We start from the raw sequence: 18,490 nt of genomic DNA, 5'->3' as shown, positions 1-18,490 counted from the left end.
GGATCCGACCCCATCCCGCAGTTACGGCACGGCCGCCGTTACCACGATCTCGACCTTCCACTCGGCGTGGGCCAGCTTGGCTTCGAAGGTTGCGCGGGCCGGGGTCGCGCCCTCGACCACCCACTCGTCCCACGCCTTGTTCATGCCGTCGAAGTCGGCGATATCGGCCAGGAACACTTCCGCGCGCAGCACGTGCTGGCGATCACTGGCGACCAGTGCCAGCAGCTTGTCGATCTCCGCCAGCACCTGCCGGGTCTGCCCGGTGATGTCCTGGCTGGTGTCTTCCGGAATCTGGCCGGAGAGGTAGGCGACCTTGTTGTACACGGTCATTTCGGACATGCGCGGTCCGACGTCGTAACGCTCCATCATGGGCGTGGCTCCTGCGGGTGATCAGGCCTGCATTGTCCTCCAATCCGGTCGGCGGTGGGTGCACGGGCACCTTCCGCGACACGTCACTACCGGGCTCCGACGGTCCCACTGGTCAAATGACGATGACAGGCGCACGATGCGCCACGCCCGCGTTGACACCGCCCTCGCCCCTCCTGCCGCACCCTTGCGCCGATGACCGTCCCCGTCGATTCCACCACTGCCCCTTCCACGCCAGCCTGGAAGCGGGTTGCCACCATCGTCATCCCGCTGCTGATCCTCGCCCTGGCCCTGCACGGCCTGGCCAACGAGTTCGACGAGCACGGCTACCGGGCCATCCGCCAGGCGTTCCGCCAGCTCAGCGGCATGCAGATCGCGCTCACCGTGGTACTCGGCCTGGCCAGTTACGCCTGCCTGATCGGCTTCGATGCCATCGGCCTGCGTCGCAGCGGCATCCGCGTGCACCCTGCGCGAGTCGGCATCACCGCGTTCCTTGCGCACACGCTGGGCCAGACCGTGGGCTTTGCCGCGTTGACCGGCGGCGCGGTACGCCTGCGTGGCTACCGCAGCGCCGGCCTGGACCTGGCGCAGATCGGCCAGGTGGTGCTGATGAGCACGCTCGGCTTCGTGTTCGGGGCATGGCTGCTGATCAGCGTGGCACTGTGCATGGAACCTGCAGCGGCAGCGTTGGCATTGCCATTGAATCCCGATGCCGTGCGCATCGTCGGCATCGTCGCCCTGCTCGCATATCTCGGCACCGTGCTGCTGGTCGGCCGCGATGGACGGCAGTTCAGCGTGTTCGGCCATGCGTTGTGGCTGCCCGACCGCCGCACCATGATCGGCGTCACCGTGCTGAGCGTGATCGAACTGGTGCTGGCCAGTGCCGCGTTCTACGTGCTGCTGCCGGACTCCACGCCGACCGGACTGCCCGGCTTCGTCGGCCTGTACCTGGTGGCCGTGCTGGCCGGCCTGGTCTCGACCGTGCCCGCCGGCCTTGGCGTGTTCGAGTGGAGCCTGCTGAAGCTGTTGCCGCAGGTGGCACCGGCGGCGGTGCTGGCAGCGGCGCTGATCTACCGCGTCACCTACTACGTGCTGCCGCTGGTGCTGGCCACCCTGCTCGCGCTCGCGCCCGCCCTGCGCCAACCGCTGCAGGCCAGCGCCGGGGCAACCCGTGCGGGCTGGAACGCGCTGCGCCCGTGGCTGCCGCAGATCATCGCGCTGGCGGTGTTCAGCATCGGCGCCGCACTGGTCATCGACGGCACGCTGCCGACGCCACGCCGTCACCTGGTCAATGCCTCGCTGCCGATCCTGGAGACCTCGCACCTGATCGGCAGCCTCAGCGGCGTCGCACTGCTGCTGATCGGCCAGGGCCTGGCCCGGCGCAGCCACGCCGCGTGGGTGCTGGCGATGGCGGTGTGCGTGATCACCCCGCTGCCGCTGTGGCTGCGGGGTGGCCAACTGTTGATCGCCGTCTCGGCAGTGCTGGTGGCGATGGCACTGTGGGCCGCACGTCGCGAGTTCTACCGCCAGGGCGCGCTGCTGGACGAAGCCTGGTCATGGCCGTGGCTGCGCAACCTCGGCCTGGTGCTGGTCGCGGTCACCTGGCTGCTGTTCTTCACCTACAGCCATGTCGAGTACCAGAACGAGCTGTGGTGGCAGTTTGCGATATCCGGCAACGCACCACGCGCGCTGCGCGCGTTGCTGGTCGTGGCGATCGCGCTGGTGATGTTCGGCCTGGCGCGGCTGCTGCACAGCACGCGCAGCCCGCTGCCAGCCGCCGACGAGGCCACGCTGCAATCACTGGCGCCGGTACTGGCCGGTGCCACCGATACCCAGGCCTGCCTGGTGCTGACCGCCGACAAGGCGGTGCTGCGCGACGAGGCGAAACAGGGCTTCGTGATGATGCAGCGCTACGGCGGTTCGCTGATCGCGATGGGGGATCCGGTCGGCCCGCCGGAGGTCGCCCGCGCATTGATCTGGCGCTTCCGCGAGGAAGCCGACCGGCTCGGCCTGCGCCCGGTGTTCTACCAGGTCGGCGTGTCCTACTGGCAGACCTACCTCGACCTGGGCCTGGGCCTGGTCAAGCTGGGCGAAGAAGCGATGGTGCCGCTGCACGATTTCGGCCTGGAAGGCCGCGAACGTGCGGACCTGCGCCAGGCCTGGAACCGGGGCAAGCGCGGCGGCCTGTCCTTCCGTGTGGCACCGGTGGAGGAAATTCCCAGCCTGCTGCCGCGCCTGCACGCGATTTCCAACGCGTGGCTGGAAGACAAGGCCGGCGACGAAAAGGGCTTTTCGCTGGGCAGCTACGACCCGGATTACCTGGTGCGGTTCCCGGTGGCACTGGTGGAGGCCGAAGGCCAGATCGTGGCGTTTGCCAACCTGTGGCAGGCACCGGCCGGTGCCGAGCTGTCGGTGGACCTGATGCGCCACGTCAACGAGGCGCCGAAGGGGACGATGGACTTCCTCTTCATCGAACTGTTCCTGTGGGGGCGCGCGCAGGGCTATGCACGCTTCTCGCTGGGCATGGCGCCACTGTCCGGGCTGGCACAGCATCGCCTGGCCGGCCGCTGGAACCGCCTGGCCGGCCTGCTGGCGCGGCATGGCGAACGCTTCTACGGCTTCAGTGGCCTGCGCCGCTTCAAGTCGAAGTTCGACCCGCAGTGGCGGCCACGCTATCTCGCTGCGCCGGGCGGCATGCACCTGCCAGCCGCACTGCTGGATGCCACGCGCCTGATCTCGCTGGACCCGCGGCGCAACTGACGCCCCGCACCACCAGGCATACCCGGCGCCACCTGCCGCCCGGTAGGTGTCGACCTTGGTCGACACGCTCATCCCCAAGGCGCCCTCAGCCCCAGCGCCGACCAAGGTCGGCGTCTACCAAGCGCTACATACCGCCCTTGAGGATCACCTCGGCCAGCCGATCATAGTCACCACCGAAATGGTGGTCACCCGGCAGCTTCACCTTCTTCACACCGTCATTGGCCGGCAGGTCCGGGCACAGTGCGTCCTCATCCTTGTCGCCGTACACGCACAGCGTTTTCTCCGCCGGCAGTCTGGCCACTTCCGGCGCGATCGGCAGGCCGTCGCCGCCGCCGCCCAGCCAGTTGCTGACGTGGAACTCGAAGTCGGCCTTCTTGCCTACCGACAGCAGCACGATGCGATCCAGCGCTGCACGGGTATCGGCATCGAGCTGGTTGATGGTCGCCGGCAGCACGTCGGCCCCCTGCGAGAAACCGATCAGCATCACCTTGTCGCGGTGCCACTGCTGGCGGTAGTGATCGATGATCTTCTGCAGGTCAGCAGCGAAGCCCTTCGGCGTGCGCTCGCTCCAGAAGTAGCGCAGCGAGTCGATGCCGACCACGGCCACGCCGTGCTCGTTGAGCGACGACGCCACGTCCTTGTCCAGGCCGGCCCAGCCACCATCACCGGAGACGAACACGGCCAGCGTGTCGCCGTTGCCGGTCGACGGTACTTCCACCACCGGCAGGCCCTTCAGCGCGGCCGGCGGCGGTGCCAGGCTGACGCCTGCCTGCGCACCCATCACCCGCGCTGCAGCCACCAGGCCCGGTGAGGCATCACCACGCGCCGTGCGCTTGAACTCGCGCGCCATCGCCACCTGCTGCACGAAACCGCTGGCCTCGCCCGCCTTGCAGCCGTGATCACCGGCTGCACTCAACCACGGGAAGTTCAGTTCGGCGGGTTGCAGCGTGTTGCGCTTCACGCCATCGCCGCAGACCATGCGCTCGTGGTTGTGGTCCGGGCAGAAACCAGTGGTGAGCAGGCCGGCGAACACCTGCGTATCGGCCTGCGCAGCCAGCGCATAGGCCATTTCAGCGCCTTCGCCATCGCCGCCGACCAGCGGCAGGTGGTACCCGGGCAGATGCAGCGAGGCCTGCAGCCAGCGCGAGAAATTCTCGACATCGCCGGAACCGAACGAACAGGTCGGGTTGCCTTCGCGCTTGAGCACGCCGCGCAGGTGCGCGATGTCCACGGCGGCGACCATCGCACCGTCGGCACGCAGGGCCTCGATCGGCAGACGGCTGGTATCGCCACCGGGAGTCGGTTCGTGGAACCAGATCACCACCCGCTGCGGGGTACCGGCCGGCATATGCACCGGAATCTGTTCGAACCGCCCGTGGCTGAACTGCTGCACGGTCGCTGCCGCGGTTGCCGGCAGTGCGGCCAGCGCCAGCACCACGCCCATTACCCTGCCCAGCCCTGCACGCTTCATATCGCAGCCCCGATGGAATGCGCACACGATACGCTGCCTCCACGTGCACGGCACGTACCGGTGCAGGCCGTTGGGGTTTCAGCAGGCTGCGGCGCGACGACTGCGCCGATACAGCGCCAGCGCCAGATACAGCAGCCAGCCCACGATCACCACGATCACCGCTTTCTGCCCCAGCCCGCGCGGCGGCCCGCCACGCCACAGCACGTGCAGCCACAGCAGCACGAAGGCCAGCCAGGCCCAGCCCCAGAGCAGGCCGGCCGCGGATTGCCAGCCCGGTTCTCGGCGCAGGTACCAGGCCTGCAGCAGCATGCCGACGCTGGCACACAGGAACGCAGTGTTGGCCGCCAACCCGTGGATGAACGGTGCCAGCAGCGGGGTTGCTTCGGGCAGCCAGCTGTCACCGATGGCGACCGTGGCCAGGCCCAGCGCCGAGACCGTGAACAGCAGCGGCGCCGCCGCGCTGCGCCGCGGGCCGATGCTGCCGCGATAAAGGGCGATGCCGAGCAGGGTGATCGCCAGTGCCAGCAGGCAGTACGCCGCACGCAACGCCAGCCCCCACGGCCCGTGCAGGTAGAGGCTGAGCGTGGCCCGCACCCAGTCCAGGTCGGTGCGTGCGAACTGGGTCCACAGCGCGGTAACCAGGAACAGAACCAGGGCTGCCAGCGCCAGCAGCGCCGCCGGACGCGCGCGGCTCATGCGGAGGCTTCCGGGTGCCGCGCCTGCCATTCGGCCAACGCCTTGCGATAGCGCTGCAGCTCGTCGGCATACAGGTCCAGCACGCACAGCGGGCAACCGCTGCCACAGCATTCGTTGGGACCGGGCTCTTCCGGCGGCAGCGGACGGGGATCGGGATCAGGGACGGACACGGTTGGAAGCGGCAATCGGTGGAAACGGGCCCCAGTGTAGCGGGCTGGCTCAGCGACCCAGCTGCCGCCGCAGGTTGTCGCGCGCGGCCGCGTCGAGGCGCTGGTGGAAGAACTCGCTGAGGAAGATGCGCGGTGCGCGCAGCAGGCCCTGCAGGAAACGGCGGCGGCCAGCGCGATACAGGAAGCCCGGCACCACGCCCTTGTACTCTTCGGCCACGCCCCGGTCATAGGCGGTGAACACCGGTTCCGGCGCGGCCAGGATCGCCATGTCGCAGTCCAGGAACAGCGCGGCCTCGGCATCGACATCGTCCGGGCCGAGCGCGCCATGGCGGGCGGTCAGCAGGATCAGCTGCTCGACCCGGGCGGCATCGACAGCGGCGAGTTCCGGCGCCTGCGTGATCGCCTGCAGGGCCATCTGCGCCGAACGTGCTTCGTTGTCCTTTCGCCCCGCCACGTAGATCGCATCGTGGTAGAGCACGGCCAGGTAGACCTCGGCCGGCTGCTGCCAGCCGGGGCCGTCGGCAACCTCCTGGCAGTGCTGCAGCACCGCGCGCACGTGGCCGAAGTGATGGTAGGCGCGTGGTGGCGTTGCATAGCTGTCCTGCAGCGCCTGCCACTGCGCCGGAGCGAGCGTCAGCGGGGAAAAGTCCATGCCCGGATCATCCCGCCTGCGCGGTTGACGGGCAAGCTGTCGCTTTTTTCACCACGTCCTCACAACGCCCTTCGCACTAGGCCGCAACGCGGTTGTCCACAGCTTTCCCGAGCGCTGGTCCACACCGGTTGTGGATGAACGTGCGGACCGACCAACGGTCGCTGCAGCGGTGCGCGCACAGGTCTACACTCGCCTCAGGCGGGAGCGCCCGCCGCTGCCGGGAGCCGTCATGTACCGTCCTGCCGCCCGATTCGTTCTGCTCGCACTGGCCGCATTGGCAGCACCGTCCGCGATCGCACAGGATCATCCGGGAACGGCCGCGCCGCTGGCCGTTGCCAGCACCGCCACTCCGGCGATGCCGACGCCGCAGCAGGTGTTCGCGATTCCACCGGCGATGCGCGACATGCTGCGCACGCAGGTGATCAATCACAGTTACTCCCGCGAGCAGCGCCTGCAGGCGCTGGTGGAGATGATCTTCGACCGCCACGGCCTGGACCTGCAGTACGACGCCGATGCGACCTTCACCGTCAGCGAGATCTGGCAGCAGCGGCGCGCCAACTGCCTGGCCTTTACCCTGATGTTCGTCGCGCTGGCACGCGAAGCCGGCATCCAGGCACGCGTGCAGGAAGTCGGCCAGGTCGTGTCGTGGTACCAGGACCAGGCCCAGGGCCTGGTCTACAGCGTCGGCCACGTCAATGCCGGGGTCGGCTTCGCCGGCCGCTTCGCCACCGTCGATCTGGATCGCAACGTGCTGTACGACCGCCGCGGGCCGCTGCCGATCAGCCAGGCACGGGCATTGGCACACTTCTACAACAACCGCGGCGCCGAACGCATGGCCAGCGGCGATCTGGTGGGTGCACGCACCTTCTTCAATGCCGCGCTGGCACAGGACAACAGCTTCGCCGCCACCTGGAACAACCTGGGCGTGCTGGAAAACCGTACGGGCGATACCGCCGCCGCGCGCCGGGCATTGGAAACGGCGCTGCGACTGGACGGCCGCCAGGACGCTGCACTGACCAACGCCAGCGCGCTGTACCGGAAGCTGGGCATGGTCATGCAGGCGCAGGCGCTGGAGCAGCGCCTGCAGTCGGTGCAGCGCGAGGATCCGTTCGCGCAGTACATGCTCGGCGCCGAGGCCGAACGCGCCGGCCGACTGGATCAGGCGATCCGCTATTACCGGCAGGCCGTGCGCCTGTACGACACCGCACACCAGTTCCACTTCGGGCTGGCGCGGGCCTATTTCCTGGCCGGCCAGCTCAGGCGCGCCGATCGTGAACTGCTGCGCGCGCAGGCGCTGGGCGGTGCCCCGCAGCAGGCGCGCTACCAGGCCAAGCTGGACAGCCTGGCCCGCTGGCGCGCACAGCAGCAGGCCAGGCGCTGAAGGCCGGTCAGGCCTTCTTGAGGAAGCAGGTCTTCAGGACCAGGCCCTTGATCTTGTCCGAGTTGCCTTCGATGTGCTCGGCATCGTCCTCGACCAGGCGGATGTTGCGGATCACGGTGCCCTGCTTGAGCGGGATCGAGGAACCCTTCACCTTCAGGTCCTTGATCACGGTGACGGTGTCACCGGCCTGCAGGGTATTGCCGTTGCTGTCACGCACGACCAGGGTCGAACCGGCACTTTCCTCGGCGGTCCATTCGAAGCCGCAGTCGGCGCAGATCCACAGCGCGCCATCGGCATAGGTGTTTTCCAGGGTGCACTGCGGGCAGGCGGGGGCAGAAGACATCAGCAAGTAGCTCAAAGTGAATCAACAGCCGCCATTGTAACCGCCCGGCTCGCCTGCCCTTTTCCGGGCGGCGCCCGGCTCCCGGCTTGACCCGATCCGGCCTCCCGATACGGAATGGGAGGCCGCAGGAACTTGCAGTCGGCGGCGAACTGCAGCAGAGTGCGCGGCCCCTGATCGCCCCCGGAACTCCCCATGCGCCTCGGCATCGACTTCGGTACCAGCAACTCCGCCGCCGCCATCGTGCATGAGGGAACACTGCTGCCGATCCGCTTCGGCGACGCCGAGCAGTTCCGCACCAGTGTGTACTTCCCCGGCGTGGTGCCCGACCCGGACGACTTCCAGCTCGACGACGGCCAGGAACACCAGCTGCAGCAGATGATCGACAGCGCCGCGCGCGCGGCGCGTGCCGCCGGCCAGGAACGCGCGCCGCAGGCGCTGCGCCGCGAAGCCCTGCGCGCGCTGCGCCGGGAATGGATGGAAGCCCGCGCCGGCAAGGAACGCAGCGCCAACGACCTGCTGCAGAACGCGGTCTACGGCGACGAAGCGCTGGAAGCCTATTTCGAGGAACACGAAGGCAACCTGGTGCAGAGCCCGAAGTCGATGCTCGGCTACAACCTGCACCCGCGCGCGAAGCAGACCATCACCGGCATCGCCGCGCACATCCTCGAACACATCCGCCTGACCGCCAGTGCCCAGCTCGGCCGGCCGCTGCGCGCCGCCCTGCTCGGGCGCCCGGTGCAGTTCCGCAGTTCGATCGGCGCAGCCGGCAACGACCAGGCGCTGGACATCCTGCGTGAAGCGGCCACCCAGGCCGGCTTCGACCAGGTTGATTTCCTCGAGGAGCCAGCCGCGGCGGCCATGCATTACCACGCCGAAAGCCGCGAGCGGCACCAGGCGGTGATCGTCGATATCGGCGGCGGCACCACCGACATCGCCCATGCCGAAGTCGGCGGCGACGACGCCCCGCGCATCCACCGCGCCTGGGGTATCGCCCGCGGCGGCACCGACATCGACCTGGCGCTGAGCCTGTCCAGCTACATGCCGCTGTTCGGCCGCGGCATCACCCGCGTACCGGCCCACCACTACGTGGAAGCGGCCACCGTGCAGGACATGACCCGCCAGCGCGAATTCCGCCTGCACAAGTACGACCATGTCGACGCGCCCTGGGGCGAGCGCCTGCAGGCACTGCAGGACACCGGCAACACCGCCCGCCTGTACCGTGACGTGGAACGCGCCAAGATCGCCCTCAGCGCTGCCAGCGAGCACCGCAGCACGCTGGACTACATCGCCCGCGACCTGCATGCCGACAGCAGCGCCGACGGCCTGGCCGCCGCCGCCCATGGCTACCTGGAGCAGATCCGCGAGCTGCTGGCCCAGGTCCGCAGCGACATCGGCGGCGACCCGGATGCCGTGTTCCTGACCGGTGGCATGTCCCGCGCCGGCTACCTGCGCCAGGCGGTGGCGGCCGCCTTCCCGGGCGCCCGCATGGTCCACGGCGAGCCCTCGCTGGGCGTGGTCCAGGGCCTTGCGCTGGCGGCAGCCAGCCAGGATTAACAAAACGTTACGCGGTCTAAGTTACTCTTGGTCGGCTAGAACCCTGCTGCCCCTTCCACCGGCCATGCCGGTGTGTGTCCACGGTGCAGCCTGGCCCGCCCAGCGGGCCTAGCGGCCATGCCTTCCTGGCTCGTTCATGGTCCGCGCAGCACCTGAGCCGCCATTGAGACCCGCTTTGGGCACCCGCCAGGCCCCTGAGGCCTTACAACCTGACGCAGCACCTGCACCCATCGACTGCCGCCGTTGTGACGCGGTCTGTTGCCGGTTGCCCGTGCTGCTGCAGCCCGGCGACCACGTGCCCGGCCAGTTCCTGTCACGCGACACCCACGGCCGTGCCGTGATGGCGCGCAACGAGGAAGGCTGGTGCGCGGCGATCGATCCCTATCACCTGCGCTGCACGATCTATTCGCAGCGCCCGGCGATCTGCCGCCAGTTCTCGATGGGCGGCGATGACTGCCGCCGCGAGCGGCAGGACTACCTGCGCCAGGCCGATGCCTGGGCGCTTTCCTCCCCTTCCACCTGACAGGAGCAACCATGCCCCGCAAGGCAAAGACCCCCGCGAAGGCCAGCAACAGCATCCGCAGCGAACGCAAGGGCGCGGCCGCCAGCACCGTGGTCAGCAGCGATTCGATCGCTTCGGACCTGGCAGCGTTCCGCAAGGCCGGTGGCAAGATCGAAGTCCTCGGCACTACCTGGGCGCTGAAGAAAGCCAGCTGACCCAGCTCCGACCGCGGCGGCGCTGCCGCCGCGGCCTGCCGGACCGCGCTCAGCGATCCAGGCGTACCCGCACACTGCCCGAATGCGACTGGATGCGGATGTCACCGTCGCCATTGCCGAGCCGAGTATCGAGATGGCTGCCGGGGCCGTAGCGCGGCCGTTCCACCTGGCCGGCGTCGCTGTTGATCGACCCGCTGAAGCTGTTCACCGACAGCTGCGCCGAAACCGTGCGTGGCAGGCGCAGGTTGACCGACGCGCTCACCGATTCGACATTGATACGGCCCCCCGGCGCCAGCCCGGCCGCCGACAGGTCGATGCTGCCCGACACGGTTTCCACCGCCAGCCGCTGCACCCGCCCGGCATCGACCTCGACCCGGCCGGATACCGTCTGTGCACCGATGTCACCGGACACGCCGCCGCCGGCTTCGATGCGGCCACTGACCGTGTTCACGTCCAGCTTCGGCGTCTGCAGGCGCGCGATGACACCGCCGCTGACCGTATTGAGCTTGCTGTCGCCGCTGCGACCGGAGGCGCTCAGGCTGCCGCTGACCGTGTCGGCCTGCAGGCGGCGCACATCGATGCCGCTGATGTCCTGGCTGGCACTGACCGTACTCAGCAGCAGTTCCACCGAGCGCGGCACGTTCAGCACCAGCGTCGCGCCGCCGTTGTTGTTGCGACGCGGATACTCGATCTCCCAGCGCACGCGGTTGGCACTCTTCTCCTGGCGCAGCTGCAGGCCATCGCTTAGCGTACCGGTGAGCTGCACGTCGTTGCGGTCCCAGCCACGCACGCTCACTTTGCCGGCCACGTTGCTCAGTTCGATGCGGCCGCCGGCGGCCAGGTTGTGGCGCTCGTCGATCCGGGTGTCAGCCAGGGCCACCGCGGGCAGCAGCAACAGCGCGGCGCAGCAGGTCATCAGGGTTCGTGTCATCGGGGGTCTCCTCAGGTCGTCAGGCCGGACTCGGCGGCATAGGCCGCCTGCCGGGTCAATTCCAGCCGCAGCGCATAGGTGCGCTTGAGCTGGCCAAGCAGATGCGGCGCGCGTGGATCCTGCGCCAGCGCGGCCCGGATCTGTGCCGCGCTTTCATCGAGTTCGTGCAGCGCCGGCTGCCATTCCGGCGCCCGGCCTGCGGGCAACGAGGCCACTGCCTGCTGGTACTGCTCGGTCATCGCCGCGGCCTGCAGTTGCAGGGTAGACGGCACCGGCGCGTCCGGTTGCGCATGGCGCCACGGCGCCACCGCGTAGAGCGCCAGGCTTGCGGCCAGTGCGGCCCCCACCGGCAACCACCAGCGCCGGCGCGAACGCCCCGGCAGCACCACCACGTTGCCGGTCGGCGCAGGCGCCGCCTGTGGTTCACGCGGCGGCAGCTGCGCCGACAACCGCGCCCAGCCATCGGCGGGCAGGCCGCGTTCGGAAGGCAGCGCGCGCAGTCGGGCCACCAGATCGTGGTCGGAATCGTGTTCGTGTGTACTCATGTCATGTCTCCCAGCCGTGCGCGCAACAGGCCGCGCGCACGATGCAACTGTGCCTTGGAGCTGCCGACGGCCATCTGCAGCTGCGCGGCGATCTCCTGGTGTTTCCAGCCCTCGATGTCATGCAGCACCAGTACCGCGCGCGCCCTCGGCGGCAGCGTCGCCAGCGCGCGCTCCAGGTCGCGCTCGGTACCGGCGCAGCGGTCGTGTACGGCCAGTTCCTGCAGTCCTCCGTCCACATCATCAAGACTGTCGTGGTCCTGCCCGGCGGCGCGCCCACGCAGTTCCATCAGCGCAGCGTTGACGCCCAGGCGATGCAGCCAGGTCGACAGGCTGCTCTCGAAACGGAACCCCGGCAGCGCCTTCCACGCCTGCAGGAAGGCTTCCTGCAAGGCGTCTTCGGCACGCGCCTGCTGGCCCCCGCACAGCCGCCACAGCACGGCGAACACGCGCGGTGCATGCCGCCGGTACAGCAGTTCATAGGCCGAGGTATCGCCGGCGGCGGCCGCCCGCACCAGGGCGGGTTCATCGACGGCGTCGTGGGCGGCAGGCGGCGCGGGCATGGTGGTGTCGAGCATATCGCTTGGATGCGGCGGCCCGGGAAAAGGTTTAGAGCCGGACGACGATCACTGCCGTGCAACCTTTTCGACACCTGCTGCATCCATGGAAGGTCCTTCGCGAAATTGCCGTCCAGGAGTCCTGCCATGTCCAGCCCAACCTGCGCCGCCCTGCTGGTGATCGCCGCCTGCGTCGTGCTGCAGGCACTGGGCCTGTCGCTGCAGCTGCACCCCGGTAACGGCCGTGCCTGCCTGCAACAGCACCGCCAGGCGCTGGTGTGCCTGGCCTGGGCCCCGGCGGTCGAATCCCCGGCACGCGCCGGGTAACATCGAAGGTCGTTATTGCCACCTGTTGTCGCCCCATGATGTTGTCGCTGAAGGATCACCTGCCGCCCTGGACCCACCCGTGGTTGAACTACGCCGGCGTCGCCCTGCAGATCGTAGTGGTGCTTCTGGTCGCGTGGCTCCTGCGCGTGCTCGCCCGGCGCCTGATCCGCCGCTTCGCCGAGCACTACACGTTGCCGCCCGAGATGGTGATGGGCGCGCGCCGGATCACCAGTTTCGTGGTCTATTTCAGTGCCCTGCTGTACATCCTCAGCCTGCTCGGCGCGAAGCCCTCGGTGCTGTGGACCGCGTTCACCGGCTTCGCGGCCGTGGGCGCGGTGGCCTTCTTCGCGGCCTGGAGCGTGCTGTCCAACATCTTCTGCACGCTGCTGATCTTCACCACCCGCCCGTTCCGCCTGCACGACTACATCGAGGTGCTGGAGAACGGCGAGAAGCCGGGCCTGAAGGGCCGGGTGATCGACGTGAACCTGATCTACACCACGCTGCAGGAGACCGGCGAGGGCCACGAGGGCACGGTGCTGCAGCTGCCGAACAACCTGTTCTTCCAGCGCACGGTACGGCGCTGGCGTGACCCGGCGCAGGCCCCCGGCGGCATCCAGGGCGACGGTTGAGGGTGGAGTTTTCGGCAGGGCTGCGCCCTGCAATAAAACACCCCTTTACCTCAGCTGGCTGTCCTTGCTGCCACGCCGGTTGTACCCGGCATGCGCCTGGTCTTCGTCGTCCCGCGCCTGCTGGCACGCAACGCACAACCGCACACCAGGCACAGCCTGGCGCCGCGCCAACGGGATCGGCGCGTCGCATTCCTCACAGTGTTCCAGACCGGGTCCCTCGCGCAGCTGGCGCCGCGCGCGGGCGATCGCGTCGTCGACGGTGGCGTCGATCTGGTCCTGGACCGCGCCGTCTCCTGCCCAACCGGTGGCCATGGCTATCCTCCGCAGGTGTGTCGCCCGATATGGGGACGATACACCCCGGCAAAAAGGAAGGCCTTCATGTAGAGCCGAGCCATGCTCGGCTGCTTTTCAGGATGCCAAACAGAACGCCGACGGATCCGATCAGGCCGATTGCGGCTTAATCCCCTCCGTCCCCTTTTTGCTTACCAGACCAGGTCGTCGGGCACCTGGAACTGCGCGTAATAGGCGTCGTCTTCTGCGTTGCCGGTGGAGATCTCGGCGGTCGAGCCCGGCTGGCCGTGGTCGACGATGATTGCTTCGGGTGCGCGTTCACGCACCTTTTCGGCGGCGGCGCGGGGCAGCAACACATAGCCCTCGCCGTGGGCGACGATGACCAGCACGCCCACCGACAGCGCCTTGCGCAGCTTGGGGTCGATCAGCAGGGTACGGATCGCTGCGCCATCGCTGAAGCGGTACTCGTCGTCGCCCTTGTGGGGTACGGCATGGGCCGTGATGATCTGCCTGGCCTGGGCCTTCTGTTCAGCCTGCCTGGCCTGGGCATTGCGTTCGGCGGCCAGTGCGCGGTCGCGCTCGACCTTCTCGGCGCGGGCACGTTCAGCCTCGCGCTGGACCTCGGCCGAGGTCGATTCGGCCTTGCCCTGGCGGGCCTTGGCCTGCTCGCGTGCGGCGGCGCTGGCCTGCGACTTCTTGGCCAGGCCGGCCTTGAGCAATTGTTCCTGCAGCGCGTTGGGCTTTGCCATGGTCGGTGCGTACCGCGTGTAATCTTGGATGCCCCATTCTACCGACGCCCCGCCGGCCCTGCATGGCAGTCCTGAAGTACCTCACCGGTTATCCCGAACCCCTGGTTGCCCAGGTCAGCGAGCTGCTGGCGCAGGGCAGGCTCGGCCCCTGGCTGCAGCAGCGCTACCCCGACCCGCACGAGGTGCGCAGCGACCGCCAGCTGTACGACTACACCCAGGAGCTGAAGGACCGTTACCTGCGCAAGTCGGTGCCGCTCAACAAGGTCTGCTACGACAATACGCTGGAAGTGATCAAGCACGCGCTGGGCACCCACACCGCCATCTCCCGCGTGCACGGCGGCCGCCTCAAGGCCAGCCGCGAGATCCGCATCGCGACCGTGTTCCGCCAGGCACCCGCGGCGTTCCTGCGCATGATCGTGGTGCATGAGCTGGCCCACCTGAAGGAAGCCGACCACAACAAGGCCTTCTACCAGCTGTGCCAGCACATGGAGCCGGACTACCTGCAGCTGGAGTTCGATACCCGCCTGTACCTGACCGAGCTGGCCAACCGCGGCCAGCGCTGACCGGCCGCAGCAGCTACACTGCGCGCCCCCTGCCCGACCTGCCTGCCATGGAACCGATCCGTCTCGACAAACGCCTGTCCGCCCTGCTCGGCATCCCGCGCGGCGAAGCGCGGCGCTACATCGAAGGCGGCTGGGTCACGGTCAACGGCGACGTGGTGGAACAGCCGCAGCGCCCGGTCGATGACAGCGCGGTGATCGTGGTGGCCGAACAGGCCAGCGATGAAAAGGCCGAGCGGGTCAGCATGCTGCTGCACAAGCCGGCCGGTGTCGCCGCCGAAACCCTGTGTGCCCTGGTCAGCAGTGACAGCCGCAGCGAACTTGATGCCAGCGACATCCGCCCGTTGCAGCGTCACTTCCACGGCCTGCAGCTGGCCGCCTCGCTGCCGGCCAGCGACAGCGGGCTGGTGGTGGTCAGCCAGGATCCGGCCACGCTGGCCCACCTGCAGCGCAACCTGGGCCGTACCGAGCAGGAATACCTGATCGAAGTGGCCGAAGGCGGTCCCGAGCGCGGGCCGTGGCTGATGGCGCGGCTGCAGCAGGAATCGGGCGGCGCCAAGGTCAGCTGGCAGAGCGAGCAGCGCCTGCGCTTCGCCGGCAAGGGCCTGACGGCCAAGGGGCTGCGTGTGGCGGTCAGCGCCGCCGGCCTGCAGGTCACGGCCGTGCGCCGCCTGCGTATCGGACGCGTGGCGCTGGGGCCGCTGCCGCCGGGGCAGTGGCGCTACCTGGGCAGCGACGAGCGGTTCTGAGGTGTGCGGGTCAGGGCCCTTTCCCGTGGAGAGGGATCCGGGGGTCGGATCCCGTGCCGAAGGCAGGGGCTCTGACCCCCTGTCGATCCTGCAGGCATTCCTTCACGCATGGCGTGGCTCTACCATCGGGGCATGAGCCTGCCCAAGCCGCTGTGGCGACGCCTGCTGCGTGTTGCTGCGATCATCCTCGCCGTGCTGGTGCTGCTGGTCCTGTCCGGGCTGCTGCTGGCCGACCATCTCACGCCGCAGGCGCATGGCGCGCCTTCGCACGTGCTGCCGCTGCAGCCGGCACAGACCCGCATCGACCAGCAGATCGTGCCGCTGCAGGCGGCCCATCCCGGCCAGTCGGGCGTGGCCTTCCTCAGCGATGGCATGGATGCCTTCGCCGCCCGCGCGATGATCACCACCCAGGCCGGCCGCAGCCTGGACCTGCAGTACTACATCTGGCACGACGACCTGATCGGCCACCTGATGGCCAAGGCGCTGTACGACGCCGCCGAGCGCGGCGTGCGCGTGCGCATCCTGCTCGATGACATGAATGCCAAGGACAAGGACGCGCTGATGATGGCGCTCGATGCCCATCCGAACATCGAGATCCGCCTGTACAACCCGTTCCGCAACCGGACCGGCATCCTGCGCATGGTGGAGATGGTGCAGCGCTTCTTCAGCGTGAACCACCGCATGCACAACAAGAGCTGGATCGCCGATGGCCGCGTCGCGATCGTCGGTGGCCGCAACATCGGCGAGGAGTACTTCAGCGCGCGCACCGACGTGAACTTCCAGGATCTGGACCTGCTGGTCGCCGGCCCCGCCGTGGAGCAGGCCAACCGGATCTTCGACGACTACTGGAACAGCGAAACCGCCATTCCGGTATCCGCGCTTGCCTTCCATACCGACGCACAACTGCGCCTGCTGGTGCGCGAATCGGACCACGAGGCGCAGCGGGACGTGGCCCGCCCCTACCTTGCGCGCGTGGCCGAATCACGCCAGCGGCAGCGCCCGAGCCCCGAGCCGTTGCACTGGAGCGGTGCCGTGCGCATCGTGTCGGACCCGCCGATGAAGCACCGCAGGGATGATCGCGCCACCTGGCTGGTGTCGACCCTGATCAGCGAGCTGCAGGCCGCCCGGCACAAGGCCCTGTTGATCTCGCCCTACTTCGTGCCCGGCAACGAGGGCCTCGATGGCTTTTCGGCAATGGCCGGGCGGGGCGTGCAGGTGGGCGTGGTCACCAACTCGCTGGCCGCCAACGACGTCGCCGCCGTGCACGGGGGCTACATGGGCTACCGCGTGCCACTGCTGGAAGCCGGCGTCCACCTGTACGAGCTGAAGGCACAGGGTCAGTCGGGCGATGCCGGCGTGTTCGGCAGCAGCGGCGCGAGCCTGCACACCAAGGCATTCCTGATCGATGACCGCCGCGGTTTCGTCGGCTCCTTCAACCTGGACCCGCGCTCGGCCTACCTGAACACTGAAATGGGTGTGCTGTTCGACGATCCGGTGCTGGGTACACAGCTGCGGGACGAATACCTGCGCCTGGCTGACCCCAGGCACAGCTGGTGGCTGGCACTGGACGACCGCCGCCGGTTGCGCTGGCTGGAGCGCGAACCGCCACCGCACTGGGTGGAGGCCGAGCCAGGGGCAACGGCGCGCAAGCGCTGGTTGTCGCGGGTGATCAGCTGGCTGCCGGTGGAATCGCAGCTGTAGCGCTCAGGACGCCGGAGTGGCCTCATCCTGTCCGGCCTCGTCCAGCGTTTCCACGTTGCGCCCATGCAGGCGCCGCCAGATCCAGCGCAATGCATGCGGCGGTGCCGAGGGCAGCTGCTCCAGCAGGGCCAGCATGCGGCTCTGGCTGGCATGCCCATGGCGGCACAACAGGCTGGCCGCTGCGGCCGCGCTGGCCAGGCGCAGGCTGTCGGCCAACGATCCTTCCGCATCCACCGCCAAGGCCTGGTGAACCGGCTCAGGCAACTCCCATGCGGCAGCGACCCGCTGCGCCAGCGGCAACGACCACTGCTGCAACAGCTGCAGGGCCAACGCCGGCTCCACGGGCTCGCCACGGGCCTGTGCCTCCTGCAGCAGCTGGCGCATCACCAGCGCCGCACCCAGCCCCTGCACCAGGCCCAGCCACTGCGCGGCGAAGGCATCGCCGAAGGTGACCGTGCGTGCGTGGTCGGCCGCTGCACGCGATGCCAGCAGTGCGTGCTCCCAGATGATCGCGCTGAACTGCGGGAACACCTCGCATTGCACCTGCATCACCGGCTGCACCAGTACCGCACTGATGATCTGGCGCACGCCCTCGGTGCCGACCAGGGTCACCGCCCGCTGCAGGCTCTCTACCGGGCGCTCGTGGACCTTGTAGGCCGGGCTGTTGGCGATGCGCAGCAGGTTGCCGGTCAGCACCGGGTCCTGGCCGATGATCGCGGCCATCACCCGGGCCGAGGCGGCATCGTCGTTGACGGTCTGGATCAGCTGCGGCAGCAGCTGCGGCCGGCGGGGCAGCTGCCTGGCCGCCCAGTCGCGGTCCTGCAGCGCGCGCGCCACCGCCTCGCCCAGGCCTGGGTCCTGCACCGGCGTTGGCTCGCCGGCCAGCCGTGGGTACAACGCAAGCGCATGCAGCCCGCGTTGCAGGTGAGCGGCGATCTCCGGCGACGGCAGCGCCTCGCCCTGCAGGCTTGCGGCTGCGGCGGCCACCGCCTGGCGGGATGCGGCAACCAGCCGCGCCGGTGCCGTCCCGGTCGAACGTGTCAGCCAGCCGCGCAGCGATCGCCACCATGCCGCTGTCATCGCCGCCCGCCCTGTCGTTGTGATGCCCTTGCCGTCACTGACCGCCCTGCCTCTTCACGCCCATCCGGCCACCCGCCGTCGTCGCAGCATCGGCCGCACTTTCATCTTCTTTAACCGGACGGCCGCCGACGTCGACGGCAACGGCCGGGCGAATGGACTAGAATGGCGCCGCGCGACCCGTCCCCCAGCCATGACGACGTCGCTTTTTTTGTTTTGGGACCCTACCGTTCACTGGCCGTTCGCTGCAGTTCGCCGCTGTTCGCG

The 18,490-nt window shown here is 68.8% G+C and carries 22 protein-coding genes; 10 read left to right on the top strand and 12 right to left on the bottom strand.

What is annotated here, in order from left to right:
* Positions 1 to 21 precede the first annotated feature (21 nt).
* Positions 22 to 369, bottom strand: coding sequence for a RidA family protein (locus AC5P7A_RS00755; protein WP_005418155.1), 348 nt, complete (start codon positions 367 to 369; stop codon positions 22 to 24).
* Positions 370 to 561: 192 nt separating this feature from the next.
* Here AC5P7A_RS00755 and mprF point away from each other — a divergent pair, with 192 nt between their 5' ends.
* Positions 562 to 3,126, top strand: a complete 2,565-nt coding sequence (gene mprF, locus AC5P7A_RS00750) for a bifunctional lysylphosphatidylglycerol flippase/synthetase MprF (RefSeq protein WP_495219804.1) — start codon at positions 562 to 564, stop codon at positions 3,124 to 3,126.
* 124 nt (positions 3,127 to 3,250) lie between these two features.
* Here the strand turns inward: mprF and AC5P7A_RS00745 are convergent, their stop codons facing one another.
* The 4 genes from AC5P7A_RS00745 to AC5P7A_RS00730 form a co-directional block, all read right to left on the bottom strand.
* Positions 3,251 to 4,597, bottom strand: coding sequence for a virulence factor family protein (locus AC5P7A_RS00745; protein ID WP_032958666.1), 1,347 nt, complete (start codon positions 4,595 to 4,597; stop codon positions 3,251 to 3,253).
* A gap of 78 nt (positions 4,598 to 4,675) precedes the next feature.
* Positions 4,676 to 5,293, bottom strand: coding sequence for a DUF998 domain-containing protein (locus AC5P7A_RS00740; protein ID WP_126411237.1), 618 nt, complete (start codon positions 5,291 to 5,293; stop codon positions 4,676 to 4,678).
* The gene (locus tag AC5P7A_RS00735; RefSeq protein WP_032958663.1) at positions 5,290 to 5,463 is read right to left on the bottom strand and encodes an oxidoreductase-like domain-containing protein; all 174 of its coding nucleotides are present in this window, start codon (positions 5,461 to 5,463) and stop codon (positions 5,290 to 5,292) included. Before AC5P7A_RS00735 ends, AC5P7A_RS00740 begins: the two co-directional genes overlap by 4 nt.
* A 49-nt stretch (positions 5,464 to 5,512) precedes the next feature.
* The gene (locus tag AC5P7A_RS00730) at positions 5,513 to 6,115 is read right to left on the bottom strand and encodes an HD domain-containing protein (protein WP_014647966.1); all 603 of its coding nucleotides are present in this window, start codon (positions 6,113 to 6,115) and stop codon (positions 5,513 to 5,515) included.
* Between the two features lie 229 nt (positions 6,116 to 6,344).
* Here AC5P7A_RS00730 and AC5P7A_RS00725 point away from each other — a divergent pair, with 229 nt between their 5' ends.
* Complete coding sequence (locus tag AC5P7A_RS00725; protein ID WP_495219803.1) at positions 6,345 to 7,496, top strand: tetratricopeptide repeat protein; 1,152 nt, start codon at positions 6,345 to 6,347, stop codon at positions 7,494 to 7,496.
* A 7-nt stretch (positions 7,497 to 7,503) separates the two neighbouring features.
* On the opposite strand, the gene AC5P7A_RS00720 is transcribed toward AC5P7A_RS00725, so the two are convergent.
* Positions 7,504 to 7,839, bottom strand: a complete 336-nt coding sequence (locus AC5P7A_RS00720; RefSeq protein ID WP_010482882.1) for a zinc ribbon domain-containing protein YjdM — start codon at positions 7,837 to 7,839, stop codon at positions 7,504 to 7,506.
* 192 nt (positions 7,840 to 8,031) lie between these two features.
* Between AC5P7A_RS00720 and AC5P7A_RS00715 the strand changes: the two genes are divergently transcribed.
* The 3 genes from AC5P7A_RS00715 to AC5P7A_RS00705 all read left to right on the top strand — a co-directional run bounded on the left by AC5P7A_RS00715 (position 8,032) and on the right by AC5P7A_RS00705 (position 10,110).
* A complete protein-coding gene (locus tag AC5P7A_RS00715) occupies positions 8,032 to 9,393 on the top strand; it encodes an Hsp70 family protein (RefSeq protein ID WP_142235308.1) in 1,362 nt (453 codons plus the stop codon).
* 229 nt (positions 9,394 to 9,622) lie between these two features.
* Positions 9,623 to 9,916 (top strand): YkgJ family cysteine cluster protein, encoded by a 294-nt coding sequence (locus tag AC5P7A_RS00710; protein WP_053462562.1) that lies wholly within the window; start codon positions 9,623 to 9,625, stop codon positions 9,914 to 9,916.
* Positions 9,917 to 9,927: 11 nt separating this feature from the next.
* Positions 9,928 to 10,110 (top strand): hypothetical protein, encoded by a 183-nt coding sequence (locus AC5P7A_RS00705; protein WP_005410566.1) that lies wholly within the window; start codon positions 9,928 to 9,930, stop codon positions 10,108 to 10,110.
* A gap of 49 nt (positions 10,111 to 10,159) precedes the next feature.
* Here the strand turns inward: AC5P7A_RS00705 and AC5P7A_RS00700 are convergent, their stop codons facing one another.
* The 3 genes from AC5P7A_RS00700 to AC5P7A_RS00690 are packed head-to-tail and all read right to left on the bottom strand — an operon-like array spanning position 10,160 to position 12,161.
* Positions 10,160 to 11,041, bottom strand: coding sequence for a DUF4097 family beta strand repeat-containing protein (locus AC5P7A_RS00700; RefSeq protein ID WP_032958651.1), 882 nt, complete (start codon positions 11,039 to 11,041; stop codon positions 10,160 to 10,162).
* Positions 11,042 to 11,052: 11 nt separating this feature from the next.
* The gene (locus tag AC5P7A_RS00695; protein WP_046431913.1) at positions 11,053 to 11,586 is read right to left on the bottom strand and encodes a hypothetical protein; all 534 of its coding nucleotides are present in this window, start codon (positions 11,584 to 11,586) and stop codon (positions 11,053 to 11,055) included.
* The gene (locus tag AC5P7A_RS00690) at positions 11,583 to 12,161 is read right to left on the bottom strand and encodes an RNA polymerase sigma factor (protein ID WP_032958649.1); all 579 of its coding nucleotides are present in this window, start codon (positions 12,159 to 12,161) and stop codon (positions 11,583 to 11,585) included. The genes AC5P7A_RS00695 and AC5P7A_RS00690 overlap by 4 nt, the downstream gene beginning before the upstream one ends.
* A gap of 126 nt (positions 12,162 to 12,287) precedes the next feature.
* Here AC5P7A_RS00690 and AC5P7A_RS00685 point away from each other — a divergent pair, with 126 nt between their 5' ends.
* On the top strand, positions 12,288 to 12,467 hold the full coding sequence (locus tag AC5P7A_RS00685; RefSeq protein WP_014647972.1) for a hypothetical protein: 180 nt from the start codon (positions 12,288 to 12,290) through the stop codon (positions 12,465 to 12,467).
* A gap of 35 nt (positions 12,468 to 12,502) precedes the next feature.
* Positions 12,503 to 13,096, top strand: coding sequence for a mechanosensitive ion channel family protein (locus AC5P7A_RS00680; RefSeq protein WP_080469282.1), 594 nt, complete (start codon positions 12,503 to 12,505; stop codon positions 13,094 to 13,096).
* A gap of 45 nt (positions 13,097 to 13,141) precedes the next feature.
* Here AC5P7A_RS00680 and AC5P7A_RS00675 read toward each other — a convergent pair whose 3' ends face one another.
* Both AC5P7A_RS00675 and AC5P7A_RS00670 read right to left on the bottom strand, forming a co-directional pair.
* Entirely contained in the window at positions 13,142 to 13,408 is a 267-nt protein-coding gene (locus tag AC5P7A_RS00675) for a DksA/TraR family C4-type zinc finger protein (RefSeq protein ID WP_014647974.1), read from the bottom strand.
* Positions 13,409 to 13,578: 170 nt separating this feature from the next.
* Positions 13,579 to 14,136: a DUF2058 domain-containing protein gene (locus tag AC5P7A_RS00670; RefSeq protein WP_111207092.1), complete on the bottom strand. Its 558-nt coding sequence runs from the start codon at positions 14,134 to 14,136 to the stop codon at positions 13,579 to 13,581.
* A 62-nt stretch (positions 14,137 to 14,198) separates the two neighbouring features.
* Between AC5P7A_RS00670 and AC5P7A_RS00665 the strand changes: the two genes are divergently transcribed.
* The 3 genes from AC5P7A_RS00665 to AC5P7A_RS00655 all read left to right on the top strand — a co-directional run bounded on the left by AC5P7A_RS00665 (position 14,199) and on the right by AC5P7A_RS00655 (position 17,146).
* The gene (locus AC5P7A_RS00665; protein ID WP_014647976.1) at positions 14,199 to 14,699 is read left to right on the top strand and encodes a M48 metallopeptidase family protein; all 501 of its coding nucleotides are present in this window, start codon (positions 14,199 to 14,201) and stop codon (positions 14,697 to 14,699) included.
* Positions 14,700 to 14,746: 47 nt separating this feature from the next.
* Positions 14,747 to 15,445, top strand: a complete 699-nt coding sequence (locus tag AC5P7A_RS00660) for an RNA pseudouridine synthase (RefSeq protein ID WP_032958643.1) — start codon at positions 14,747 to 14,749, stop codon at positions 15,443 to 15,445.
* A 108-nt stretch (positions 15,446 to 15,553) separates the two neighbouring features.
* Positions 15,554 to 17,146: a phospholipase D family protein gene (locus AC5P7A_RS00655; protein WP_049404698.1), complete on the top strand. Its 1,593-nt coding sequence runs from the start codon at positions 15,554 to 15,556 to the stop codon at positions 17,144 to 17,146.
* 3 nt (positions 17,147 to 17,149) lie between these two features.
* Here AC5P7A_RS00655 and AC5P7A_RS00650 read toward each other — a convergent pair whose 3' ends face one another.
* Entirely contained in the window at positions 17,150 to 18,226 is a 1,077-nt protein-coding gene (locus AC5P7A_RS00650) for an HDOD domain-containing protein (RefSeq protein WP_046431919.1), read from the bottom strand.
* Positions 18,227 to 18,490 lie beyond the last annotated feature (264 nt).

Source organism: Stenotrophomonas sp. YJH_SMC_65 (assembly GCF_059369475.1).
This window is presented reverse-complemented; position numbering and strand designations above follow the sequence as displayed.

Excerpts from the sequence above, each read along its gene's own strand:
- AC5P7A_RS00745 (WP_032958666.1), bottom strand. The coding sequence starts at position 4,597 with ATGAAGCGTGCAGGGCTGGGCAGGGTAATGGGCGTGGTGCTGGCGCTG.
- AC5P7A_RS00725 (WP_495219803.1), top strand. The coding sequence starts at position 6,345 with ATGTACCGTCCTGCCGCCCGATTCGTTCTGCTCGCACTGGCCGCATTG.
- AC5P7A_RS00660 (WP_032958643.1), top strand. The coding sequence starts at position 14,747 with ATGGAACCGATCCGTCTCGACAAACGCCTGTCCGCCCTGCTCGGCATC.
- AC5P7A_RS00670 (WP_111207092.1), bottom strand. The coding sequence starts at position 14,136 with ATGGCAAAGCCCAACGCGCTGCAGGAACAATTGCTCAAGGCCGGCCTG.
- AC5P7A_RS00685 (WP_014647972.1), top strand. The coding sequence starts at position 12,288 with ATGTCCAGCCCAACCTGCGCCGCCCTGCTGGTGATCGCCGCCTGCGTC.
- AC5P7A_RS00715 (WP_142235308.1), top strand. The coding sequence starts at position 8,032 with ATGCGCCTCGGCATCGACTTCGGTACCAGCAACTCCGCCGCCGCCATC.
- mprF (WP_495219804.1), top strand. The coding sequence starts at position 562 with ATGACCGTCCCCGTCGATTCCACCACTGCCCCTTCCACGCCAGCCTGG.
- AC5P7A_RS00680 (WP_080469282.1), top strand. The coding sequence starts at position 12,503 with ATGATGTTGTCGCTGAAGGATCACCTGCCGCCCTGGACCCACCCGTGG.
- AC5P7A_RS00675 (WP_014647974.1), bottom strand. The coding sequence starts at position 13,408 with ATGGCCACCGGTTGGGCAGGAGACGGCGCGGTCCAGGACCAGATCGAC.
- AC5P7A_RS00665 (WP_014647976.1), top strand. The coding sequence starts at position 14,199 with ATGGCAGTCCTGAAGTACCTCACCGGTTATCCCGAACCCCTGGTTGCC.
- AC5P7A_RS00730 (WP_014647966.1), bottom strand. The coding sequence starts at position 6,115 with ATGGACTTTTCCCCGCTGACGCTCGCTCCGGCGCAGTGGCAGGCGCTG.
- AC5P7A_RS00650 (WP_046431919.1), bottom strand. The coding sequence starts at position 18,226 with ATGACAGCGGCATGGTGGCGATCGCTGCGCGGCTGGCTGACACGTTCG.
- AC5P7A_RS00740 (WP_126411237.1), bottom strand. The coding sequence starts at position 5,293 with ATGAGCCGCGCGCGTCCGGCGGCGCTGCTGGCGCTGGCAGCCCTGGTT.
- AC5P7A_RS00755 (WP_005418155.1), bottom strand. The coding sequence starts at position 369 with ATGATGGAGCGTTACGACGTCGGACCGCGCATGTCCGAAATGACCGTG.
- AC5P7A_RS00690 (WP_032958649.1), bottom strand. The coding sequence starts at position 12,161 with ATGCTCGACACCACCATGCCCGCGCCGCCTGCCGCCCACGACGCCGTC.
- AC5P7A_RS00695 (WP_046431913.1), bottom strand. The coding sequence starts at position 11,586 with ATGAGTACACACGAACACGATTCCGACCACGATCTGGTGGCCCGACTG.
- AC5P7A_RS00700 (WP_032958651.1), bottom strand. The coding sequence starts at position 11,041 with ATGACACGAACCCTGATGACCTGCTGCGCCGCGCTGTTGCTGCTGCCC.
- AC5P7A_RS00720 (WP_010482882.1), bottom strand. The coding sequence starts at position 7,839 with ATGTCTTCTGCCCCCGCCTGCCCGCAGTGCACCCTGGAAAACACCTAT.
- AC5P7A_RS00705 (WP_005410566.1), top strand. The coding sequence starts at position 9,928 with ATGCCCCGCAAGGCAAAGACCCCCGCGAAGGCCAGCAACAGCATCCGC.
- AC5P7A_RS00655 (WP_049404698.1), top strand. The coding sequence starts at position 15,554 with ATGGCGTGGCTCTACCATCGGGGCATGAGCCTGCCCAAGCCGCTGTGG.